This window comes from Nesterenkonia sandarakina (genome assembly GCF_013410215.1).
GTDB lineage: Bacteria > Actinomycetota > Actinomycetes > Actinomycetales > Micrococcaceae > Nesterenkonia > Nesterenkonia sandarakina.
The window spans coordinates 914,571-935,884 of sequence record NZ_JACCFQ010000001.1; the positions used below are offsets into that span (position 1 = coordinate 914,571).

General features: G+C 67.2%; 15 protein-coding genes. All 15 read right to left on the reverse strand.

Annotated features, from left to right (window positions below; genetic code table 11):
- Positions 1-17: 17 nt before the first annotated feature.
- A complete protein-coding gene (locus tag HNR11_RS04365) occupies positions 18-1,151 on the reverse strand; it encodes a Gfo/Idh/MocA family protein (RefSeq protein ID WP_179441291.1) in 1,134 nt (377 codons plus the stop codon).
- A complete protein-coding gene (locus tag HNR11_RS04370) occupies positions 1,148-1,840 on the reverse strand; it encodes a ThuA domain-containing protein (protein WP_058887860.1) in 693 nt (230 codons plus the stop codon). Before HNR11_RS04370 ends, HNR11_RS04365 begins: the two co-directional genes overlap by 4 nt.
- Before the next feature lie 8 nt (positions 1,841-1,848).
- Positions 1,849-3,081 carry a Gfo/Idh/MocA family protein gene (locus tag HNR11_RS04375; protein ID WP_281366229.1) on the reverse strand — a complete coding sequence of 411 codons (1,233 nt, stop codon included), beginning with the start codon at positions 3,079-3,081 and terminating at the stop codon, positions 1,849-1,851.
- A gap of 124 nt (positions 3,082-3,205) precedes the next feature.
- Entirely contained in the window at positions 3,206-3,715 is a 510-nt protein-coding gene (locus tag HNR11_RS04380) for a DUF421 domain-containing protein (protein ID WP_246310315.1), read from the reverse strand.
- 38 nt (positions 3,716-3,753) lie between these two features.
- On the reverse strand, positions 3,754-5,979 hold the full coding sequence (locus HNR11_RS14235) for an SMP-30/gluconolactonase/LRE family protein (protein ID WP_179441292.1): 2,226 nt from the start codon (positions 5,977-5,979) through the stop codon (positions 3,754-3,756).
- Positions 5,980-6,113: 134 nt separating this feature from the next.
- Entirely contained in the window at positions 6,114-7,409 is a 1,296-nt protein-coding gene (locus tag HNR11_RS04390; RefSeq protein WP_179441293.1) for an ABC transporter substrate-binding protein, read from the reverse strand.
- Between the two features lie 190 nt (positions 7,410-7,599).
- Positions 7,600-10,257, reverse strand: a complete 2,658-nt coding sequence (locus tag HNR11_RS04395; protein ID WP_179441294.1) for a glycosyl hydrolase — start codon at positions 10,255-10,257, stop codon at positions 7,600-7,602.
- A 7-nt stretch (positions 10,258-10,264) separates the two neighbouring features.
- Entirely contained in the window at positions 10,265-11,563 is a 1,299-nt protein-coding gene (locus HNR11_RS04400; protein ID WP_179441295.1) for an extracellular solute-binding protein, read from the reverse strand.
- Positions 11,564-11,567: 4 nt separating this feature from the next.
- Positions 11,568-12,851 carry an ABC transporter substrate-binding protein gene (locus tag HNR11_RS04405; protein WP_179441296.1) on the reverse strand — a complete coding sequence of 428 codons (1,284 nt, stop codon included), beginning with the start codon at positions 12,849-12,851 and terminating at the stop codon, positions 11,568-11,570.
- A gap of 278 nt (positions 12,852-13,129) precedes the next feature.
- Positions 13,130-14,311 (reverse strand): multiple monosaccharide ABC transporter permease, encoded by a 1,182-nt coding sequence (gene mmsB / locus HNR11_RS04410; RefSeq protein ID WP_179441297.1) that lies wholly within the window; start codon positions 14,309-14,311, stop codon positions 13,130-13,132.
- A gap of 3 nt (positions 14,312-14,314) precedes the next feature.
- Positions 14,315-15,856: a multiple monosaccharide ABC transporter ATP-binding protein gene (mmsA, locus tag HNR11_RS04415; protein WP_058887862.1), complete on the reverse strand. Its 1,542-nt coding sequence runs from the start codon at positions 15,854-15,856 to the stop codon at positions 14,315-14,317.
- 100 nt (positions 15,857-15,956) lie between these two features.
- Positions 15,957-17,117: a multiple monosaccharide ABC transporter substrate-binding protein gene (chvE, locus tag HNR11_RS04420; protein WP_058887863.1), complete on the reverse strand. Its 1,161-nt coding sequence runs from the start codon at positions 17,115-17,117 to the stop codon at positions 15,957-15,959.
- 79 nt (positions 17,118-17,196) lie between these two features.
- A complete protein-coding gene (gene araA, locus HNR11_RS04425) occupies positions 17,197-18,762 on the reverse strand; it encodes an L-arabinose isomerase (RefSeq protein WP_179442853.1) in 1,566 nt (521 codons plus the stop codon).
- Positions 18,763-18,773: 11 nt separating this feature from the next.
- Positions 18,774-19,523, reverse strand: coding sequence for an L-ribulose-5-phosphate 4-epimerase (locus HNR11_RS04430; protein WP_179441298.1), 750 nt, complete (start codon positions 19,521-19,523; stop codon positions 18,774-18,776).
- Positions 19,520-21,199: a ribulokinase gene (gene araB, locus HNR11_RS04435; RefSeq protein ID WP_179441299.1), complete on the reverse strand. Its 1,680-nt coding sequence runs from the start codon at positions 21,197-21,199 to the stop codon at positions 19,520-19,522. Before araB ends, HNR11_RS04430 begins: the two co-directional genes overlap by 4 nt.
- Positions 21,200-21,314: the final 115 nt, after the last annotated feature.

Sequence of the window (21,314 nt, forward strand, 5' to 3'; positions counted from 1 at the left end):
GGATCGGACCGCGGGGCTCATCGCGGATCCAGCGGCACCGCGCTGGGTCGATCTGCCCGCGAGCTGATGGCCACCGAGGCTCCGGTCTCCGCGGCGGTGAGCACCCCGGCCATCACCTCGAGCACATGCAGCCCCAGAGCTCCCTGCGCCCGGCCGAGAGTGGGGTCGCCGTCGAAGGCGCCGGACCAGAGCAGATCGGCCAGGCCGTAGCCCCGTCCCGCCTGGACGTAGCCGCCCGCGGTCTCCACCGGCTGCCATCCGGTCCGATCGCGGGCGAGAAGGACCTCACCGGCGAAGTGGTTCGGGTCCGGGACCGCCATGGAGCCTTCCGTGCCGTGGACCTCGATCGGCGGTGCCTGGCTCGCGGTGCCGTCGAAGCTCATCACCAGGGTGGAGATGGCACCGGATTCATGGATCAGCGCCCCGGTGATGTGGCTCGGGGTGCTCACGGGCAGCTTCTCTCCGGCTCGGGGACCGGATCCGATCTCCCGCTCGGTGCGCAGCGCGCTGGAAGCACCGATGACCGAGGCCACCGGTCCAAGCAGCGTGATCAAGCTGGTCACGTAGTAGGGCCCCATGTCCAGCAGCGGCCCGCCGCCGGGCTGGTAGTAGAAGTCCGGGTTGGGGTGCCAGCTCTCGTGGCCGGCGGTGACCATGGTGGCCACCGCGCTGATCGGGGCGCCGATCTGCCCGGCGTCCACGGCTGCGCGGGCGGTCTGCACTCCAGTGCCGAGCACCGTGTCCGGTGCGCTGCCCATGACCACCCCGGCGGTCTCGGCGGCGGCGAGCATCTGCTGCCCCTGGGCCACGGTCGCGGCGAAGGGCTTCTCCACATAGACCCCCTTGCCCGCGGCGATGGCGGCCAGGGAAGTCTCGGCGTGGGCCCGCGGGATGGTCAGGTTGATCACGGCCTCGACCTCCGGGGAGGCCAGGAGCTCCTCCACGCTCATGCCCTGGGCCCCGCCGGCTTCGGCCACCTGGCGTGCCCGGTCCAGGTCCAGGTCGGCGACGCCGACCAGGTTCAGGTCTTCGAGCCGGTTCAGCGTCTGCAGATACTGGCCGCTGATGTTTCCGGCCCCGATGAGCCCGACGTTGAGCCTGCGCTGGGATCCGTCCTGTGACCGATCCTGGGATTCTGTGGCGGCGCTCATCGGCTGGCCCAGAGCATGCCGCGCTCGATCATGGTGCGCACGTTCGGGTTCTGCAGCACCTCGACCCGATGCCCCGGTGTGGACACGAAGACCCGGCCCTGGCCCCAGCGCCGGGTCCAGATCGCTGGGTTCACATGCGGGCGCTCCCAGTCGTCGAAGTCGCGCTTGGGCAGCGTGGTGGTGGCGAGGATGTCGATGAGCTGGTCGTGGAGCACCCAGTACTGCTCGGTGACCAGGTCGAAGCTCTCGATGCCGGCGGTGATCGGGTGATCCGCGGCCTCAGGGGCGATGTCGATCCGATGCGGGGTGTAGTAGTCGGACTGCTCGCCGGTGCGCTCATCCGGGTGCACCGCCGGGTGGTGGGCGAACTGGCCGCCGATCAGCTGCAGGTATCCGTCGCTGGCCCGGTAGGAGTCGGCGATCCCGCCGTGCCATCCGGCCAGTCCGGTGCCGGCGGCGACGGCGGCGCGCAGGCCCTCGAGCTGGTCCTTCTCGATGGTGGACATGGTCATGCACTGCACGATCAGGTCGGCCGAGCCCATGGTGGCGGCGTCGGCGTAGATCTCTGGGGATTCGTGGATCGCCACCTGGTAGCCGTTGGCCTGAAGGAAGGGCAGGAAGAACTCGGTGGCCTCCACGGGCTGATGCCCGTCCCAGCCGCCGCGGACGATGAGTGCGCTCTTGGTCATGGTCTCTCTCAGTCTTGTGAGTCGGGTCGGTCTACCGAGGTGTATCGGCTGGCGTTGCGCGCGCTGGCTTCCACGGCGTGGAGCACGCGCTGGACCGTCAGCGCCTCGGCGAAATCGGGGTGCGCAGCGGTGTCCGCCTGAAGCGCGGCGACGACGTCGGCCACCTGGTGCACGAAGAGGTCCCCGTAGCCCAGGCCGTGGCCCACCGGCCACCAGTGATCGGTATAGGGATGCACCGCGTCGGTGACCTGGATGGTGCGGAAGCCCTGCGCTGCCTGGTCGTCGCGGGCGTCGAAGTACTCAAGGGTGTTCATCGACTCGAAGTCGAAGGCGATCGATCCTGAGCTGCCGTTGATCTCCAGCCGGTTGGCGTTGCGTCGACCCTGGGCGAACCGGGTGGCCTCGAAGACGCCGATCGCGCCGCCGTCGAACCTTGCGGTGAAGGCCGCGGCGTCGTCGACCGTCACCGGACCGCGCGGGGCGCCGGCTTCGGCACTGCCACCGAGGCCCTGCGCGGTGCCGGCCAGCGGTCGGGTCTCCACGAAGGTGTGCAGCATCGCCGAGACGCCCTCGATGCGCTGGCCGGAGACCCACTGGGCGGCGTCCACCGAGTGCGCGCCGATGTCTCCGAGCGCCCCGCTTCCGGCCTTGTCCTTCTCCAGCCGCCAGTTCAACGGGGTGTCGGCGTCGCTGAGCCAGTCCTGCAGGTACTGGGCGCGCACGTGCCGGATCTCACCGAGCCGGCCCTCCTCCACGAAGCGCTTCGCCAGCGCCAGCGCGGGGGTGCGGCGGTAGCTGAAGCCGCAGAAGGCCCGGACTCCGCGGGCCGCGGCCCGTTCTGCGGCCGCAGTCATCGCCTCGGCCTCGGCCACCGAGTTCGCCAGCGGCTTCTCGCACAGCACGTGCTTGCCTGCGGCCAGCGCCGCCAGGGCGATCTCGGCGTGGGTGTTGCCCGGAGTGCAGATGTCGACGACGTCGATGTCCTCGCGCTCCACGGCGCGGCGCCAGTCGGTCTCGATCTCTGCGATCTCCAGGCGCTCCGCGGCGGCCCGGGTGCGGGCCTCGTCGCGACCCACGAGCAGGGCAAGCTCAGGTGGAGCCGCCATCGGGAAGAACCGCGGCGCGGTCCGCCACGCATGAGTATGGGCGACACCCATGAACGCGTGGCCGATGATGGCCACCCGCAGCGGGCGTTCGGCAGAGCTCGGGGCGGGCTGGTGAACTTCGGTGGACTCGGTCAATCGGACTCCTCGGCAGCAGCAGGAATGTGATCCGCGTCAACCTTACGCCCTGTGGCGCGAAACACATCACCGCGCAACTAATTCGATGATGCCTCTTCAGACACGCGACCAGCCTGCTGAAGGATCAGGCCAGATCGTCCAGGGCTGAGCTGTCACCGATGTTCTGCGTGGAGATCACGCTGAGCGTGCCGTTGGTCTCGAGCACCACGGCAGCGATGCTGCTCAGATCTCCGGCTCCGCTGCTGCGGATGGCCTGGTGCACCTCCGAGGCGGAGAGCCTGTTCCGACGCAGCTGCTCCTGCTGCATCTCCCCGTGCCAGAACACCACTGCGGGCCGCGCCGTGACGAGCGTGCGGAACTTCGGTGCTCGCGCAGAGATCCACGCCAGGACGAACTGGAGCCCCGCAAGCAGCACCAGCGCCAACGCACCCTCGGACCAGGAGACGTCGCTGCTGAGCAGGATGGTGGCCAGCACCGAACCGAGAGCCACTGTGACGATGAAGTCGAACGCGTTGAGCTGACTCAGCGTCCGCTTCCCGGAGAGCCGAATCACCAGGATCAGCACCGCGTAGGCCGCCATGCCCACCCACAGCACTCGGCCGAGGTCGGACCAGGTGTCGAACCACATGTGCATCTCGCTCTCCAGCGCCGAGGCGCTCCGGCCGGGGGTGACTAGTCGCGCGGCTCCGAGCCGAAGAGCATCTCATCCAAGAAAGTGTTGCGGAACGTGCCCTTCGGATCCAGCTCCTTCGCCAAACGGGTGAAGTCACCCAGCCGGGGGTAGAGGCTGGCGATCTCGGTGGTGGCGAATCGCTTGCCCCAGTGCGGCCGGGCCCCGAGCGGGAGCAGCTGCTCCTCGAGCCGGGGCAGCAGCGCGGCGACCTCCGCCTCACGCTGGAGCCAGGTGAAGTGGAACCCGACGGTCTCCCGCCCGGAGGCCCCGCTGAGCCACTGTTCGTCGGCCGCCATGGTGCGGATCTCGCTGATCAGCAGCAGCGGCTCGATCTCCGCGGCGAGCGCACGCATCCGGCGCAGACCCTCCACCGCGTTCTCGCGGGGAAGCAGATACTCGCTCTGCAGCTCGTCGCCGTTGCTGGGGGTGAAGTCCAGCCGGAAGTGCGGCAGGCGCTGGTCCCAGCTGCCCCACCGTCCGCCTTGTTCGGTGGCGAACTCGGGCGGGCCTCCGGCGAGGCCGATGTCCTCCCGGCGAGCGCTCACACCGAGCACCTCGGCTGGGGGCTCCTGGGTGGACTTCATCCAGACCAGCCCGAAGTCTTCATCAGCCCAGCGGGTGAAGAGGCTGACGCTGTAGGCCGCACCGGTGAGCTCCTCGAAGTTCTCCAGCACGCCTTCCCAGCTGACGCCTTCGTAGATGTCCTGGCGGACCTGGAAGCTGGGGATCACGTCGAGGGTCAGCGTGGTGACGATCCCGAGGGCCCCCAGGCTGACCACCGCGCCGTCGAAGTCTGCCTCGCCGCGACGGAAGGTGCGCAGGCTGCCGTCGGCGAGGGCCATCTCCAGGCTGCGCACCGAGGAGGCCAGCGGCGGGTTCGCGTTCCCGGAGCCGTGGGTGCCGGTGGCCACCGACCCTGCCACGGTGATGTGTGGCAGCGAGGCCATGTTCGGCAGCGCCCAGCCCTCGGCCTGCAGCGCCGCCGCAAGGTCCCCGTAGCGGGTGGCCGCGTCGAAGGTGACGGTGCGCGCCTCGGCGTCGAGGGTGAAGACCCGCGGCATCTCGGTCAGCGTGATCAGGGTGCCGGTGGTGTCCGCCACGGAGCTGAAGCTGTGCCGACTGCCCAACGCCTTGACCTGATCCGACTCGGCGACCAGCTGGGTGAGCTCATCGATCGAGCGCGGGCGCTTCAGCCGGGTGCTGGAGTAGGTGAGGTTCCCGGCCCAGTTGGACTGGGGCTCCTGCTCGGGCCCGGGACGGTAGCTCACCGCGGGGCGCCCCGCGACGCTGACCTCGGCGGTGATCACCCGACCGTCATGGTCGGTGGGCTCATCGAGGTGCTGGGTGGCGGAGGTGACCATCACCCGGTAGGGCGGTGCGGCGCTGAGCGCGATGGAGGTGGGCTGGCGCACCGGCACCTCGATCCGTTCGAGGAGCTCCCCGGCGGGTGAGTAGCGGTGCAGGCAGGAGGCTCCCCAGACCGCGGACCACAGGCAGTCCTCGGCGTCGACGGTCATCCCGTCGGGGCCGCCCTCGCTGATGTGGATGAAGTCCTCCCCGGCGTCGAGTGCGCCGGTGGCGATGTCCACCCGGTGGCGCCGGATCCATCCGGTGGGGGTGTCGGAGAGGTACATGGTGGCGCCGTCGGCGCTGAACGCCGGTCCGTTGGGGATGGCCAGGTCCTCGAGCACGATGTGGATCGACCCGTCGGGGTCCAGGCGGAGCAGGAAGCCCTGCCCGGCATCGCCGTCATAGGCCATGGCTCCGGCCCAGAACCTGCCGTGCGGGTCGGCCACGGCGTCGTTCATCCGCAGCGGCACCGCGGAGCGCCCGGCCGCCGGCTCGCCCAGGGACTCCAGCACCTGCAGCTCGCCGCTGGAGGAGCGCTCCAGCAGCGCCAGGCCCGCACCCCGCGCGGCCACCCACTGACCCTCCGGGGCGGAGCTGTGCTGACGCACCGGTGCCACCGCGCCGAGCGGTTCGGTCAGGCTGCCCTGCAGGGTCAGTCCGGAACCGGGCTCGGCCGAGGTGGAGTACAGGCAGCCCTCGAGGATGTCGACCAGCACGAAGGGATGCTGCGCGGCGCCCGGCTGCTCCGTGTCCGGGACCGGGCGGATGCCGGTCTCCAGGAAGCGTGCGCCCTCGCCCAGGACGAGCCGCCGCTCCTCCACGGGCGCCCAGGCGCTGAGAATCACCGATGACTGACCTGTTGGAGTTGTTTTCACGTGATCATCCTTGCAGACGAGCCCAATCTCCCGGCACAGGACGCGAGATTCATGTCACAGAGCTGCGGGGATGACCGGTCCGGTCATCCCCGCAGCTCATCGTCGAGTGGGCGGGAACCCTGGTTCCTTGCGGATCAGCCCAGTGCGCTCTCCATCTCTGGGATCATGGACTCAGCGGCCTCTTCAGGGGTCATGTTCTCGAAGAAGACCTCAGACTCGTAGCGGTAGAGGATCTCCTGCAGGGCGGAGAAGCCCAGAGCCGGAACCGGTTCGACGGACTGCGCCTCAACCTCGGATTCGATGTCCAGGATGAAGTCCGCAGTCTTCTGATCGGCCTCACCGGCATCCTCGAGGACGTAGTCACGGATGGAGGCGTTTGCCGGCAGCCCGCGGTCGAAGCCGTTGAAGTCTGCGGCTTCCTCGGAGTTCACAAACCAGTCGATGAAGGTCTTGACCTCTTCGGGGTGATCGGTGCCTGCCGAGGCGGACATCAGCATCGAAGACTTGTACCACATGCCCGATTCCATCGGATCGCCGCTCTCGGTGGGGAAGCGCAGCAGTTCGAGATCAGCTCCGGAGGCATCGGAGAGCCCGCCGAGCTGGTTGGTCCACCAGGAGGCCATGGCGGCGGTCCCAGTGCCCATCATGGACTGGTCCGGGCCGGCGCCCTGATTCTCGGAGAGCTCTGAGGGCGAAGCCATTCCGTTGTTCACCAGATCCAGGTGGTACTGGAAGTACTCGGTGGCCTGAGCCTCATCGAATCCCAGGCCGCCCTCTTCAGTGGTGAAGTTCGTGCCCTGCTGCCGCAGCCAGACCTGGAAGGAGCCCGGCTCGTTGGGGTTGTTCGTGCCGTAGACCCCGTCACCGCTCTCGCTGATCGCAGCGGTCATCTCGGCGAAGTCCTCCCAGGTCCAGCTGGTGTCATCGGGCATCTCCAGGCCGGCTTCCGCAATGACATCCGGGTTGGTCACCAGGGCCAGGGAGTTGATGCCGGTGGTGATGCCGAAGAGCCCGTCCTCGGTGCGCCCGTTGTCCACGGCGCCCTCGTCGAACTCGGAGGTGTCCACGTCGGAGAGCTCGAGCAGGCTGCCGCGGTCGGCGTATTCACGCAGGTACTTGTCGTCCATCTGGATGATGTCGGGCGCGTTGTTGCCTGCGGTCTGGGTGGCCAGCTGATCCCAGTATCCGCCCCATTCCCCATACTCGCCCTCGACGGTGATGCCCTCGTGAGTCTCGTTGAAGACGTCGATGGCCGCCTCGGTGGCCTGGTGGCGGGCGTCGGAGCCCCACCAGCTGAAGCGGAGGTTGACCTCACCACCGTCGCCGCCGCCACCCTCCTCGCCACCGGCGTCGCCACCGCATGAGGTCAGTGCCAGGGCACCGATGACGGAGGCTGCTGCGAGTTTGGTGAATCGGTAGGAGTGCGTCATGGTGTCCTCTTCATTGAGTGAAACGGTGCGAATGTGGCGCCAGCCCTCGTTGACGGTCCGTGCTGGATCAGCTCATTGGGATAGCGGTTGCCCTGACTGTATGGCTGTGACGCAAGACACGTCAACGCAGGTCAGCGCTTCTCCGTGACCGCTTCGACATGCAGTGATACTGCGGATGTATCACTTCACGTCAAGTGATGCGCAAGCTGGGTTTCCCGAGAAGACCAGAGGCGACATCGGCGAGCGCAAGGTCCAGAGTCTGGATGCCGAAACGGGTGCCGTAGGCCTGCTGAGACTCTGCGACCAGACGTGGGATGCCGGAGTCGGCGGCGAGCCGGTGGCTGGTCACGGTGGAGACGACCAGCTGAAGCTGGTGGGTCTGCCCAGGGCTGACCCAATCAGTGAGATCCAGACGGTAGGGCGTCTTCCACAGGAAACCCCGGTGGACGCCGTCAAGGACCACCCTGGCGATCGTCCCGACCGGCGGCAGCACCTTCGCGCTGAAGGACGCCTCCATGAGCCCCGCACCCTCGGGATCCTCTAACTCATGGGCGAGCGCCGGACCCAGGTCCAGGGTCACGCGCTGCGCGAGAGCCGGAATCGTCAGCTCCGCGGAGTAGGTGGCGGTTCCCGAGAACAGGCGCCGCTCCGGGTCCTGTTCCCACTGGTGAGGAAGCTCGACGGGACAGGACTGGGCCTGATCCTCGAAGCGCACCAGCCAGCCCTCGATGCTCTGCGTCCGCTCCACCGCGCGGTGGTCGGGTTCGGGGATCTCGGACGCGCCCGCTGACGGCAATCTGCTCAGGTCTCCGTGGGTGATCAGCACGGTGGATTCGTAGGCCTCCAGCGAGAGTCGGGCGCTTCTGTAAATGCGGCGAATCTCGGAGACCTCTGCGGAAGCGGGATCCCATCGTTCCAGGACCTGATTCCCAGGCTCGGCTCCGAGCTGCGCACCTTGCAGGTCCGAACCTTGCAGGTCCAAGCTGAATTCCGCGGTCTCCGAACCGGTGTTGGCCACGAAGTGGACCCGGATGCCTCCCACGTCGCGGGTGGTCACGGCCACTGCTTCATTGCCGAGCTGCACGCCGTCCTTGCCGCTCGGGACCGAATGGATCCAAACCGGGACCTGCACAGAACCAGGCATCTGCTCCGGGACGACGGCGGGGTCTCTCACCACGGTGCCGAGGTCGGCGGTGCCACCGAGGTCAAGCACCACTCCCCCGGACTGTTCCACCCGGTGCAGCCAGTCGCGGGTGGGCCCGGGGAGGTCGCGGGCGTGAGGCAGCACCACCAGGGGGAAGGTCGCGGGATCGAGGACGGCGAGGGCGTCGTCGTCGAAGAGGTCGAAGTCCAGGCCGGCGGTGCGAATGGCATGGGGCAGCTCATCACCGATGTGCAGCCGGGACTCCTTATAGAGGTCAACCCGGTCTGCGGCGGTGAATCCCGTGGAGATGTCCCGTGCGGGAAGGTAGATGCCGACCTGGGAGAGCCGGCGCCCCTGGCGCATCAGCCAACAGAGCCGGTGCAGCGTCTTCCACAGCTCTGGCGCCACGTCCCACCAGGCGTTGCGTGAATCCAGCGCGGCGGAGGCGTAGAAGACCCGACCGAGCTCTGCGGCCTCCCCAGCGGTGTCCGGCTGTGGGCGCGGTGATGTGGGCCAGCCATGGCCGACGAACTGGTTGATGCCCATCAACAGGTGATCCTGGGCCTCTCCGAGCAGATCCAGCGGGGTGGAGCGGAAGGACGGGGAGTGGTTCCAGGTCCAGGTCTCGGAGGAGACGACGGTTTTGCCGTAGAGCTGTCCGGCGGAGCTGGCCCAGCGGCAGGCGGTGATCGCGTCCCAGCCCCAGCCTTCGCCCTCGAAGGCGTCGGCGTGGCGATAGGAGCTGATCGTGACCGGGGGCTGCCCGTAGCACTGGATGCGGAACTCCAACCCCCTCGAGCGCGCCCACCCGCCGAAGACCTGGATGAAGTTGGCCTCCACGAGTTCGGTGAGGGTGCGGTGATAATCCGCCTGGAACGCTGCACCGGTCCCGTCGGTCAGTGTGAGCTGCCAGAGCAGGGGCAACGGGTCATAGCCGCGGCGGGCTGCGAACTCTGCCGGGACTGAGGCGCTGTAGTCGGCGTTGAAGACCTCGAGGCTGTCGCAGAAGACCGTGCCGATCCGCTCGACGCCTGCGGCGGCGACCAGCGGCTCGGCCACGGCGGCGATGTGCGACCGTGCGGCGGCAGGGTTCATGTGATCGAGCACCCAGCCCTCGGCGCCCTTGGAGGCGCGTTTCAGCGTCTGGCCGCTGAGCCGGCTGATGGCCAGCAGGATCACCCGCGGACCGCGGCCCGCGGGGATGATCAGCTCCCCGTCCTCCACCTCGAGCTGGATATAGGAGTCCGGGGTCTCCCATCGGGTGCCCTCTCCGATATAGCCGGCGATGAACTCGTCGCTGGGCCAGGTCTGCGGGATTCGGAGGCGCTGTGCAGTCATGAGCACCTCTTCGCGCTCCCAGTGCAGCCGGCGGGAGGCGGTGGTCTCATCGATGTGCGGCCCGCCGTAGGGCCAGCCGGACCCCAGTGTGAGGTCGAAGCGCAGCCCCCGATCCACGGCTGCCGCGGCGGCGAAGCCCAGATTCTCCAGAAAGCTGGGCGAGCCGAAGGAGTCGCTCTCAGCCCCCATCGGATACACGAAGGAACATTCCACCCCTCCAATCCCGGCGGCGGCCATGTCGTCGAGGTCGCGCAGCAGGTCCTCTCGCACGACGTCGGGGCCGAACCACCACCACCGCATCATTGGACGGGCGGCCGGATCTGGCGCGAGAAATCCAGCGTGCAGGCGTTGAACCTCGGTCATCATGCTGGGGTCAGTCTCCAATCGTGCGTTCCAGTTCGGCATAGGCCCCCGCTGCCGCCTCGTCCGCAGTCATGCGGTCGAAGAACATCTCGTGCTCGAAGCGAGTCAAGATTTCACCGATCTGCCCGAATCCAGTCGCGGGCACCGGCTCGGGCGGCCCGAGCTGCGTCTCCATCTCGGTGATGAACTCGGCCGCCTCCTGGTTGGCCTCATCCATCTCCTCTAGCAGCCCATCCCGGATCTCGGTGTTGGCCGAGAGCCCACGGTCGGTCATGTTGATCACCGCGGACCGCTCATCGTTGACGAAGAAGTCCAGGAAGGTCACCACCTCCTCCGGATGCTCAGTCTGCCCGGACGCGGAGACCATACCGGTGTTGTACCACTGGGCAGCCTCGTCGACGGAGCCTGTCTGGCTGGGCAGGCGAAGCAGCGTGAGCTCCTCGCCGCCTGCATCGGTCAGCGCACCGAGCAGATTCGTCCAGGTCAAGGCCATGGCGGCCTGACCTGTCGCTTCCAGGGACTGATCCTGCGTGGTCGACTCTTCTTCGACCATCACCTGCGCCTCGGGGAACACCCCGGAATCAGCCAGCTCTTTCAACCAGCCGAAGTATTCGCCCAGGTCTGCTTCCTCGAAGCCGAGCTCGCCGTCCTCGTTCGTGACGAAGAGATCGTGCTGGCGCATGAACGCCTGCACCAGCTGCGGCTCCGCCGGCCCCGCTGCGCCATAGACCCCGTCGAGGCTCCCGCTGATCTCCTGCGCAATTTCGGCGTAGTCGTCCCAGGTCCACGTCGAGTCATCCGGCATGCGGACCCCGGCCTCTTCGAAGACTGCCGGGTTCGCCACGATCGCCACGGCGTTGACCCCCGAGGCGAGCCCGTAATACTCGCCGTCGATGGTCCCGGACTCCACGATCTCGTCGGGGATCGCGCTCAAGTCGACCTCGGAGAGGTCCATCAGGGCGCCCCGCTCTCCGTATTCGCGCAGGTATGGGGCATCCATCTGGAAGATGTCCGGTGGGTCACCTCCAGCGATCTGAGTGTTCAGCTGGTCCCAGAAGTTGTCCCAGTCGCTGTAGGCAACCTCGACGTTGATCTCGGGATGGTCTTCATTGAAGGCTGCGATGATCTCCTCGGTATTGCGGACCCGGGTATCGGAGCCCCAGAACGCGAAGCGCAGCGTGACGTCCTCACCGTCCCCGGCTTCTCCGCCGCCGTCGCCCCCACCGGAACAACCGGAGAGGAGGGCGGCGGCCGCGGCTGCCGCCGCCACGGTGGATCTCAGACGATGGCTGCTTCGGAAGGCGCCCACGGGATCACTCGTTGCCTTCGAGGATGCCCTCGACCTCGGTGACGAAGGACTCTGCGGCCTCGGCCGGGGTCATCCGCTCGAAGTAGACGTCCTGCTGGCGATTGGTCAGCGCGGCGGAGATGCCGGTGAAGCCCACCGGCGGCAGGACCTCGGAATCGGTGATCTCGCCCTCGAGGTCGGCCACGAACTCAGCGGCGACGAGGTCCTGTCCTTCGACCTGCTCGATCACGCTCTCACGCACCTCCTGGTTCGAGGGCAGTCCACGGTCCATCAGGTTGGCCTGCCCGGCCTCTTCGGAGTTGACCATGAAATCGATGAACTGCTGTGCCTCCTCCGGGTAGTCCGTGGAGGCGGTGGCGGCGACCAGCATGGTGTTCTTGAACCACAGGCCGTTGTCCTCCGCGCTGCCGGTCTCGCTTGGGAAGCGCAGCGGGATCAGCTCGTTGCCGGAGGCCTCGGACATCACCGGGAGCTGGTTGGTCCAGGACATGCCCATGGCGGCCCGGTTCGTACCGATCATGGCCGCCTCCAGGGTCGCGGCCTCTTCTTCGACCAGCTCTGAGGCGCTGGCCAGAGCGTTGGAATCCATCATGTCCACCAGCAGGGTGAAGTACTCCTCGGCGTCCTCCTCGGTGAAGCCGATGCCGCCGTCCTCGGTGAACATGGACTTATCCTGCTGGCGCAGCCACACCATCATGGTCTGTGGAATCGGCTTGTTGGTGCCATAGGCGCCGGTCTCTTCATGGATGGTCTCGCTGATCTCCATGTAGTCATCCCAGGTCCAGGTGGTGTCGTCCGGGATCTCCACGCCGGCCTCGTCAAAGAGCTGCGGATTGGCCAGCATCACCAGAGCGTTGACTCCGGTGGGAATGGCGTACTGGGTGCCGTCGGCCTGGCCGCCTTCGACCACGGCGGGATCCATGGCGGAGGTGTCGACCTCGGTGAGCTCGAGCAGTGAGCCGCGGTCCGCGTATTCGCTGATGAACTCGTCGTCGAGCTGGACGATGTCCGGGCCGTCGCCGGAGGCCACCTGGGTGGCCAGCTGGTCCTGGTATCCGGTCCAGTCGTTGAAGCTGCCCTCCACGGTGATGCCGGGGTTCTCCGCCTCGAAGGCGTCGATGATCTCCTGGGTGCTGGCGTTGCGGTCCTCGGAGCCCCACCAGGCGAAGCGCAGCTCGACGGGGTCTTCTTCGGTGCCCTCCGCCTGACCGCCTCCGCCGCATGCGGTCAGCGCCAGGACGCCGATGCTGGTGGCGGCGGTGAGTTTGCTGAAAGTCTTGAAGTTCATGTGATCCCTCATCGTTGATGGGCAAGTCTTTTAAATCGATTTAATTAGAGAACATGGAGAACAACTGAATCTCTGCCCAACACGCTACTTGTGATCTGAGACACAAGCAATAAATCGATTCAACGGATGCTTCATAGCCATGGAGTGATGCCATTAGCGCATCAAAGCACCTGGATGGCACGGAAAGGGGCCGCCCCCGAGCTGATGATCGAGGACGGCCCCTGCGCTGAGCCGGTGCTGCGCGAGCACTGCCTGCCGCGACTACAGCGGCAGCAGGATCAGGCGCTCACGGAGGACCGTTTCTTGCTCCAGACGTCGAAGGCCACGGCGAGCACCAGGACCACGCCGCGCACCACGTTCTGGGTGGACTGGTCGATGCCCAGGATCTGCATGCCGTTGGACATCACCGCCATGATCAGGCCGCCGATGATCGCGCCCTGGACCTTGCCCACACCGCCGGTGACCGCCGCGCCGCCGATGAAGGCGGCCGCGATGGCGTCGAGCTCGAACATGTTGCCCGCCGCCGGCTGGGCGGAGTTCGACCGTGCCGAATAGACGATCCCGGCGATGGCCGCCAGCACACCCATGTTGACGAAGAGCAGGAAGTTCACCCGCTTGGTCTTCACCCCGGAGAGCTTCGCGGCATCGAGGTTGCCGCCCATGGCGTAGATGTGCCGCCCGAAGACGGTGCGTTGGGTGACGAATCCGTAGATCAGCACCAGCGCGGCGAGCAGGATCAGCACGATGGGCATGCCGCGGGCGTTGGCCAGCTGCCACCCGAAGGCCATGATCACGGCCGCCACTGCGAGCACCCGGATCGCGAAGAGCCACAGCGCCTCCACCGGCTGCTTGTACTCGAGCTTGCGCATCCGCACCCGCCACTGCTGGACACCGAAGCCGGCCGCGGCCAGGGCGAAGATCAGCAGGGTGAAGACGTCATAGCCGGGGCCGCCGAGCAGTCCGTTGAGGAAGCCGCCGGCGATCTGCCGGTACTCGTTGGGGAACGGGGAGAGTGAGACGTTGTCCAGCACCTGCATGGCCAGTCCGCGGAAGATCAGCATCCCGGCCAGGGTGACGATGAACGCTGGGATCCCCACGATCGCCACCCAGAAGCCCTGCCAGATGCCCACCAGGACACCGGTGATGAGCGCGGCGATGATCCCGACCCACCAGGGCATCCCTTCCCGGATCACCACGACGGCGGCCACCGCGCCGGTCAGTGCCACCACGGAGCCCACCGAGAGGTCGATGTGACCGGCGACGATGATCATCACCATGCCGATGGCGAGGATCAGGATGTAGGAGTACTGCAGCACCAGGTTGGTGATGTTTCCGGGGCTGAGCAGCGTGCCGCCGGTGAGCACCGTGAAGAGCAGCACGATGAACACGAAGGCGATGTAGATGCCGCTCTGACGCAGATTCCGCGTCATGAGCTCCAAGAGATTTGATGTACCGGTCATGCCTCAGTCCCTCTCCATAGTCATAAGCTCCATGAGGCGCTCCTGGGTGGCCTCTTCCACGGGGAGCTGCCCGGTGATCCGCCCGGCGGAGAGCGCGTAGACGCGGTCGCACATGCCGAGCACCTCGGGCAGCTCGGAGGAGATGACGATGATCGCCTTCCCCGAGGCAGCCAGCTTGTTGATGATTGAATAGATCTCGTACTTCGCGCCGACGTCGATGCCGCGGGTGGGCTCATCCAGGATGAGCAGCTCGGGCTCGGTGTAGAGCCACTTGCTCAGCACCACCTTCTGCTGGTTGCCTCCGGAGAGCTTGCCCATGACGGAGAGGACCGTCGGTGCCTTGATGTTCATCGAGCTGCGGTAGCGCTCAGCCACCGCGATCTCCTCGTTGCCGTTGATCCAGCCGCGCGGTGCGACCCGCTTGAGGGCGGCGGCGGTGACGTTGCGCCGGATGTCGTCGATCAGGTTCAGCCCGTAGCGCTTGCGATCCTCGCTGACATAGGCGATGCCCGCCTTGATGGCATCGGCCACGGTTTCGATCTTCACGGGCTTCTTGTGCATGTACACCGTGCCGCTGATGTCGCGTCCGTAGGACTTCCCGAACACGCTCATCGCCAGCTCGGTCCTGCCGGCGCCCATGAGTCCCGCGATGCCGACCACCTCCCCGGCGCGCACGTTCAGCGAAGCCCCTTCGACGACCTTGCGATCCCGCTGGGTGGGGTGGGTGACGTGCCAGTCCTCAACCCGGAACACCTCCTCGCCCAAGGTCACATCGCGCTCCGGGTACATGTTCTCCATGTCCCGGCCGACCATGCCCCGGATGATCCGACGGGTGAGGTCCTCCCCGTTGCGGGTGGCCTCGGCCATGTCGATGGTCTCCACCGTGCCGCCGTCTCGGATCACCGTGGTGGAGTCGGCCACGGCCGCGATCTCGCCGAGCTTGTGCGAGATGATGATGCAGGTGACGCCCTCATCGCGCAGATCCCGGATCAGCCCGAGCAGGTGAGCGGAGTCGTCGTCGTTCAGCGCGGCCGTGGGCTCGTCGAGGATCAGCAGCCTCACGTTCTTGCTCAGCGCCTTGGCGATCTCCACGAGCTGCTGCTTGCCCACTCCGAGGTGACCCACCGGGGTGACCGGGTTCTCGGCCAGGCCGACCTTCTCCATCAGCCGCACCGCCTCGGAGTTGACCTCGTGCCAGTTGATGATCCCTGCCGTGGCCTTCTCGTTGCCCAGAAAGATGTTCTCCGCCACCGAGAGGTGCGGCACCAGGGCCAGCTCCTGGTGGATGATCACGATGCCCAGGGCCTCGGAGTCGTTGATCGAGGAGAAGCTCACCTGCTCGCCCTCGAAGTGGATCTCGCCCTCGTAGGTGCCCGCCGGGTAGAGCCCGGAGAGCACCTTCATCAGCGTGGACTTCCCGGCCCCGTTCTCGCCGCAGACCGCGTGGATCTCCCCCCGACGCACCTGAAGGTTCACGTCGTCCAGCGCCACCACCCCAGGAAACTTCTTGGTGATGGAGCGCATCTCGAGGATGTTCTCGTTCATGGGCCCTCCTTAGGACCTCTGCCTCAGGGCGGGCCCGGGTGCAGACCCGGGCCCGCCCTGGAGCCGGTGAGCGATGCTCAGCTCAGATAATCGGATGAGATCAGAGCTGGCCGGACTCGACCTGTTCCTCGGTGTAGTACTCGGAGTCCACCAGGATCTCCTCGTAGTTGTCCTGCAGGATCATCTCCACCGGCAGCAGGTAGGAGGGGATGACCGCGGAGCCGTTGTCGTAGCTCTCGGTGTCGTTGGCCTCGGGCTCCTCCCCGCTGAGGAAGGTGTCTGCGGCGTTGACGGCCTGCTCGGCGAGCAGTCGGGTGTCCTTGAAGATGGTGGAGTGCTGCACCCCGTCGGCGATCAGCGAGACCGAGGCGATCTCGGCGTCCTGACCGGTCACGATCGGCAGTCCGTCTTCGATGGTGTCGCCCAAACCGTCGCTGCGCAGCGCCTGGATGATGCCGCGGGAGAGCGGATCCGCCGGCGCCAGGACGCCGTGGAGCTCTTCGCCGCCGCTGTAGGTGCTGGTGAGCAGGTTCTCCATGCGTTCCTGAGCCGTCTCCTGCTCCCAGCGCTGGGTGGCGGCCTGCTCGATGGTGGTCTGACCCGAGGGCACCGCGATGGTCTCGTCCTCGATATAGGGCTCAAGCACGTCCATGGCGCCGTCCCAGAAGAACCGGGCGTTGTTGTCATCGAGTGACCCGGCGAAGAGCTCCACGTTCAGCGTCTCCTCCGGGGCGTCCTCGGCGGGCTCGAAGTCCTCATCGAGCACACCCAGACCGTAGAGCAGCGCGTTGGCCTGGTTCTGGCCCACCGCGAAGTTGTCGAAGGTGACGTAGAAGTCGACGTTCTCGCTGTTGGTCAGCAGCCGGTCGTAGGAGATCACCGGGATGTCGGCCGCGTCGGCGGCGTCGAGCTGACTGGTCAGCGAGGAGCCGTCGATCGAGGCGATGATCAGCGCGTCGACCTCCTGGGTGATCATCTGGTCGATCTGCTGCTGCTGGGTGGGGATGTCGTCATTGGCGAACTGCAGGTCAGCGGTGTAGCCGAGCTCCTCCAGGCCTTCCTCCACGGAGGCGCCGTCGTTGACCCAGCGCTCGTAGGTCTGAGTCGGCATCGCTACGCCGACGGTCATGTCCTCCGGTGCGGCGTCGCCGCCGCCGGCGTCATCGCCGCCGTCGCTGCCAGCGCCTCCGCCGGAGCATGCGGTGAGGCCCAGAACCAGGACCGCCGAGACGCCCAACATCTTCATTGATCGGTTGTGCATGATGCTTTCCTCCTGAGAAGTGATGTCTGCCGGTGCGGCAGGCACGTGGTGCGAATGAGTGGGTCTTGTACGCGCCGGGTCAGAGGCCCTGCGCAAGTCGGTGATAGGCGGCGTTGAAGCGCAGCTCCTTCGCGAAGCCGCGGGCCGTGGTGCCCGCATCGATGACCGCCAGCTCCATGCCGGCGATCTCGGCGAGGTCCTCGAAAGCCTGGAGGCCCGCGGCGGTGGAGAGCACGGTGTGGTGCGCGGCCCCGGCGGTGAGCCAGCACGCAGCCGAGGTCGCGAAGTCAGGGCGCGGCTCCCAGACCGCGCGGGCCACCGGAAGCTTCGGCAGCGGCTCGTCGGGGGCCACCAGGTCCACCAGGTTCGCGGTGAGCCGGAAGCGTTCGCGCAGATCAGACATGGCGACGACGACGCCCTCGCCGGGATCGGTGTCGAAGACCATCCGGACCGGGTCCTCCCGGTCCCCGATGCCCAGCGGGTGGATCTCGATCCGCGGAGTGGAGGTGGTCAGCGAGGGGCAGATCTCCAACATGTGCGCACCGAGGATCTTCTCCTTCCCCGGAGTCATCTCGTAGGTGTAGTCCTCCATCAGCGAGGCACCACCGGGCAGGCCGTGGCCCATGACCTTCGCGGCGCGGACCAACAGGGCGGTCTTCCAATCGCCCTCCGCGCCGAAGCCGTAGCCGGATTCCATCAGCCGCTGCACCGCCAGGCCGGGGAGCTGGCGCAGTCCACCCAGGTCCTCGAAGTTGGTGGTGAAGGCGGAGAACCCGCCCTCTTCAAGGAAGGAGCGCATCCCGGCCTCCTGCCGGGCCGCGTAGGCCAGGGACTCCCTGCGGGCGCCACCTTCCCTCAGTTCGGCGGCGACCTCGTAGTGCGCGTCGTATTCGGCCAGCAGCGCCTGGACCTGCTCCTCGGTGACCGCCTCGACCCGTTCCACCAGGTCGTTGACCGCCCAGGTGTTGATCGAGGTGCCCAGCCGGATCTCGGCCTCGGTCTTGTCCCCCTCGGTGACGGCGACGTTGCGCATATTGTCCCCGAACCGGCACACCCGCATGTTCGCCAACGCGTTCCACCCGGCGGCGGCGCGCGCCCAGGCGCCCACCTCCGCCTGCACCCGAGGGTCGCTGCTGTGTCCGACCACGGTCTTCCGTCGCATTCCGGTGCGGGTGGCGATGTAGCCGAACTCCCGGTCCCCATGGGCGGCCTGGTTCAGGTTCATGAAGTCCATGTCGATCTCGGCCCAGGGCAGCGCCATGTTCGCCTGGGTGTGGAAGTGCAGCAGCGGCTTCGCCAGCGCCTCGAGCCCGGCGATCCACATCTTCGCCGGGGAGAAGGTATGCATCCACACGATCACCCCGAGGCAGTTCTCATCGGCGTTCGCGGCCAGCGCGGCCTGCTTGATCGCGTCACGTTCGGTGAGCACCGGCTTCCACAGGATCTGCACCGAGATCTCACCGGCGGCGTCGAGTGCGTCGCTGACCTGACGGGACTGCTCGGCGACCTGGTCCAGGGTCTCTGGACCGTAGAGCCCCTGGGATCCGGTGAGGAACCAGAGGGTCTTGCCCGCGAAGGGAGCAGCGAACGAGGAGGTCAGCGGCGCCGAGTCGGAGGTGCCGGGAGTCTCAACTGCGGGGCTCATGCCGCTGGCGCTCATGTGTTGTCCTTCTGTCCATAGACGTTCTGATACCGCGCGTAGAGCGCGTCGATCTGGTGCTGCGCGATCCGCTCGGGATTCCCGTAGGCGCGGGCGAAATGCACCGTGCGCGCGACCTCCTCGCAGAGCACCGCGGCCTTCACCGCCTCTTTGGCGTCGGCTCCGATGGTGAAGGGCCCGTGCCGGTCCATCAGCACCGCCTTGGAACGGGAGGCCTGCAGGGTCTGCACGATCCCGCGGCCGATGGAGTCATCCCCGATCAGCGCGAAGGGTCCGATGGGGATGTCTCCGCCGAACTCGTCGGCCATCATGGTCAGCACGCACGGGATCGATTCGCCCCGGGCCGCCCAGGAGGTCGCGTAGGAGGAATGGGTGTGGACCACGCCACCGACGTGGGACATGTGCCGGTAGACGTAGGCATGCGCGGCGGTGTCGGAGGAGGGGGAGAGCCCGATGGAGGTGTCGTCGTCGATCTTGACCCCGTCCAGGGTGCAGACCACCATGTTCGACGCGTTCAGCTCGTCGTAGCTGACCCCGGAGGGCTTGATCACGAACACCGCGGAGAGCCCGTCGGGGCCGACCTGATCGTGATCAGCAAGCTCGACCCGCGCCGAGACGTTGCCCGCGGTCCAGGCCACCAGGTCATTGCGCGGGAGCTCCGCGTGCAGTGCGGCCACGGTCTCCCGCGACGCGGCGATGGCCTCCTGGGCGGAGGCCGAGAGATCTTTCAGATGCAGGGCATTCATGCGCTGACCTCCTGCTGATGGGCGCGACGCCGGATGGCCTTGAGCCGGCGCATGACGTCGTCTCCGCCGCGCCCGAAGTGATCGTGCAATCCCCGGTATTCCGCGTAGAGCTCGTCGTAGGCCGCCGCCGCCTCAGGCTGCGGGGTGTAGGCGTTCTTCCGGCGTCCGCCCATGACCGACCCGGCGGTGGAGGCGTCCGGGTAGGCCCCGGCGGCGACCGCGGCGTGGATGGCCGAGCCCAGCGCGGGTCCCTGCGTGGAGATGATGGTGGAGATCGGCAGCCCGGTGATATCGGCGTAGAGCTGCATCAGGAACGGATTGCGCAGCAGCCCGCCGGCGACGACCAGCTCGGTCACCGGGACCCCGGAGCTGTTGAAGGCCTCGATGATGGTGCGCGTGCCGAAGGCCGTGGACTCCAGCAGGGCGCGGTACACGTCCTCGGGCCTGGTGGCCAGGGTCACCCCGAGCAGCAGGCCGGAGAGCTCGTGGTCCACCAGCACCGATCGGTTCCCGGAGTGCCAGTCCAGGGCCACCAGCCCGTGCGCCCCGACCGGTTGGGCGGCGGCCTTCTCGGTGAGCAGCTCATGGACGCTGAGCCCGCGGCGCTCGGCCTCGGTGCTGACCCGTCCCGGAACCTGGTGCTCCACATACCAGGCGAAGATGTCCCCGACTCCGGACTGTCCGGCCTCATAGCCCCACAGCCCGGCAGTGATCCCACCGTGGACGGCGCCGCACATGCCCGGCACCTCCGCCAGCCGGTCCCCGTTCATCACATGACAGGTGGAGGTGCCCATGATCGCGACCATCTGTCCCGGTGCCACCGCGTCAGCGGCGGGTGCGGTGACGTGGGCGTCCACGTTGCCCACGGCCACGGCGATGCCCTCGGGCAGCCCGGTCCATACGGCCGCCGCGGCGCTGAGGCCCCCGGCGCGCTCCCCCAGCTGACCGATCCGATGATCGAGCTTCTCGGCGACGAACCCGGCGAACCCGGGGTTCAGCGCACGCAGGAAGTCCGGGTCCGGGTAGCTGCCGTCCTGGTAGATCCCCTTATAGCCCGCAGTGCAGGCGTTGCGCACGTATTCTCCGGTCAGCTGCCAGACGATCCAGTCGGCGGCCTCCACCCAGTGATCCATCACGGCGTAGATCTCCGGGTCCTCCTCGAGGACCTGGAGTCCCTTGGCGAACTCCCATTCCGAGGAGATGAACCCGCCGTAGCGTCCGATCCAGGATTCCGCGCGGGAATGGGCGAGTTCGTTGATCCGGTCGGCCTGAGCTTGGGCCGCGTGGTGCTTCCAGAGCTTGACGTAGGCATGGGGCCGATCGGCGTACTCCTTCAGCTCGCTGAGCGGAGTGCCCTCGGTCGTGGTCGGCACCATGGTGCATGCGGTGAAGTCGGTGGCGATGCCGATGACCTGGCCGGGGTCGACGCCGGCCTCACGCAGGGCCGCCGGCACGGCGATCTTGAGCACATCGACGTAGTCGCCAGGAACCTGCAGCGCCCACTCTGGGGGCAGCGGCTCTCCGCGGTGGGCGGTGAGCGCCTCGTCCATGACCCCGTGGGCGTATTCGTGGACGGCAGAGCCCAGCTCCGCTCCGTCACTGACCCGGACCACCAGGGCCCGACCGGAGAGCGTGCCGTAGTCAACACCGATGACGACTGCATCCGCAGCAGACATTGAACACCGTTCTTCCTCGAACTGAAACTGACTCCGGGCCGGCGGTGACCGAAAACTGCCCGTGAACGTGATCGAGATCGTGACTTGAGTCACGTGATCTGCGTCTCAGCAATGT

Excerpts from the sequence above, each read along its gene's own strand:
- HNR11_RS04370 (WP_058887860.1), bottom strand. The coding sequence starts at position 1,840 with ATGACCAAGAGCGCACTCATCGTCCGCGGCGGCTGGGACGGGCATCAG.
- HNR11_RS04405 (WP_179441296.1), bottom strand. The coding sequence starts at position 12,851 with ATGAACTTCAAGACTTTCAGCAAACTCACCGCCGCCACCAGCATCGGC.
- HNR11_RS04380 (WP_246310315.1), bottom strand. The coding sequence starts at position 3,715 with ATGCACATGTGGTTCGACACCTGGTCCGACCTCGGCCGAGTGCTGTGG.
- HNR11_RS04390 (WP_179441293.1), bottom strand. The coding sequence starts at position 7,409 with ATGACGCACTCCTACCGATTCACCAAACTCGCAGCAGCCTCCGTCATC.
- HNR11_RS04430 (WP_179441298.1), bottom strand. The coding sequence starts at position 19,523 with ATGAATGCCCTGCATCTGAAAGATCTCTCGGCCTCCGCCCAGGAGGCC.
- chvE (WP_058887863.1), bottom strand. The coding sequence starts at position 17,117 with ATGCACAACCGATCAATGAAGATGTTGGGCGTCTCGGCGGTCCTGGTT.
- araB (WP_179441299.1), bottom strand. The coding sequence starts at position 21,199 with ATGTCTGCTGCGGATGCAGTCGTCATCGGTGTTGACTACGGCACGCTC.
- mmsA (WP_058887862.1), bottom strand. The coding sequence starts at position 15,856 with ATGAACGAGAACATCCTCGAGATGCGCTCCATCACCAAGAAGTTTCCT.
- HNR11_RS04365 (WP_179441291.1), bottom strand. The coding sequence starts at position 1,151 with ATGAGCGCCGCCACAGAATCCCAGGATCGGTCACAGGACGGATCCCAG.
- HNR11_RS04395 (WP_179441294.1), bottom strand. The coding sequence starts at position 10,257 with ATGATGACCGAGGTTCAACGCCTGCACGCTGGATTTCTCGCGCCAGAT.
- araA (WP_179442853.1), bottom strand. The coding sequence starts at position 18,762 with ATGAGCCCCGCAGTTGAGACTCCCGGCACCTCCGACTCGGCGCCGCTG.
- mmsB (WP_179441297.1), bottom strand. The coding sequence starts at position 14,311 with ATGACCGGTACATCAAATCTCTTGGAGCTCATGACGCGGAATCTGCGT.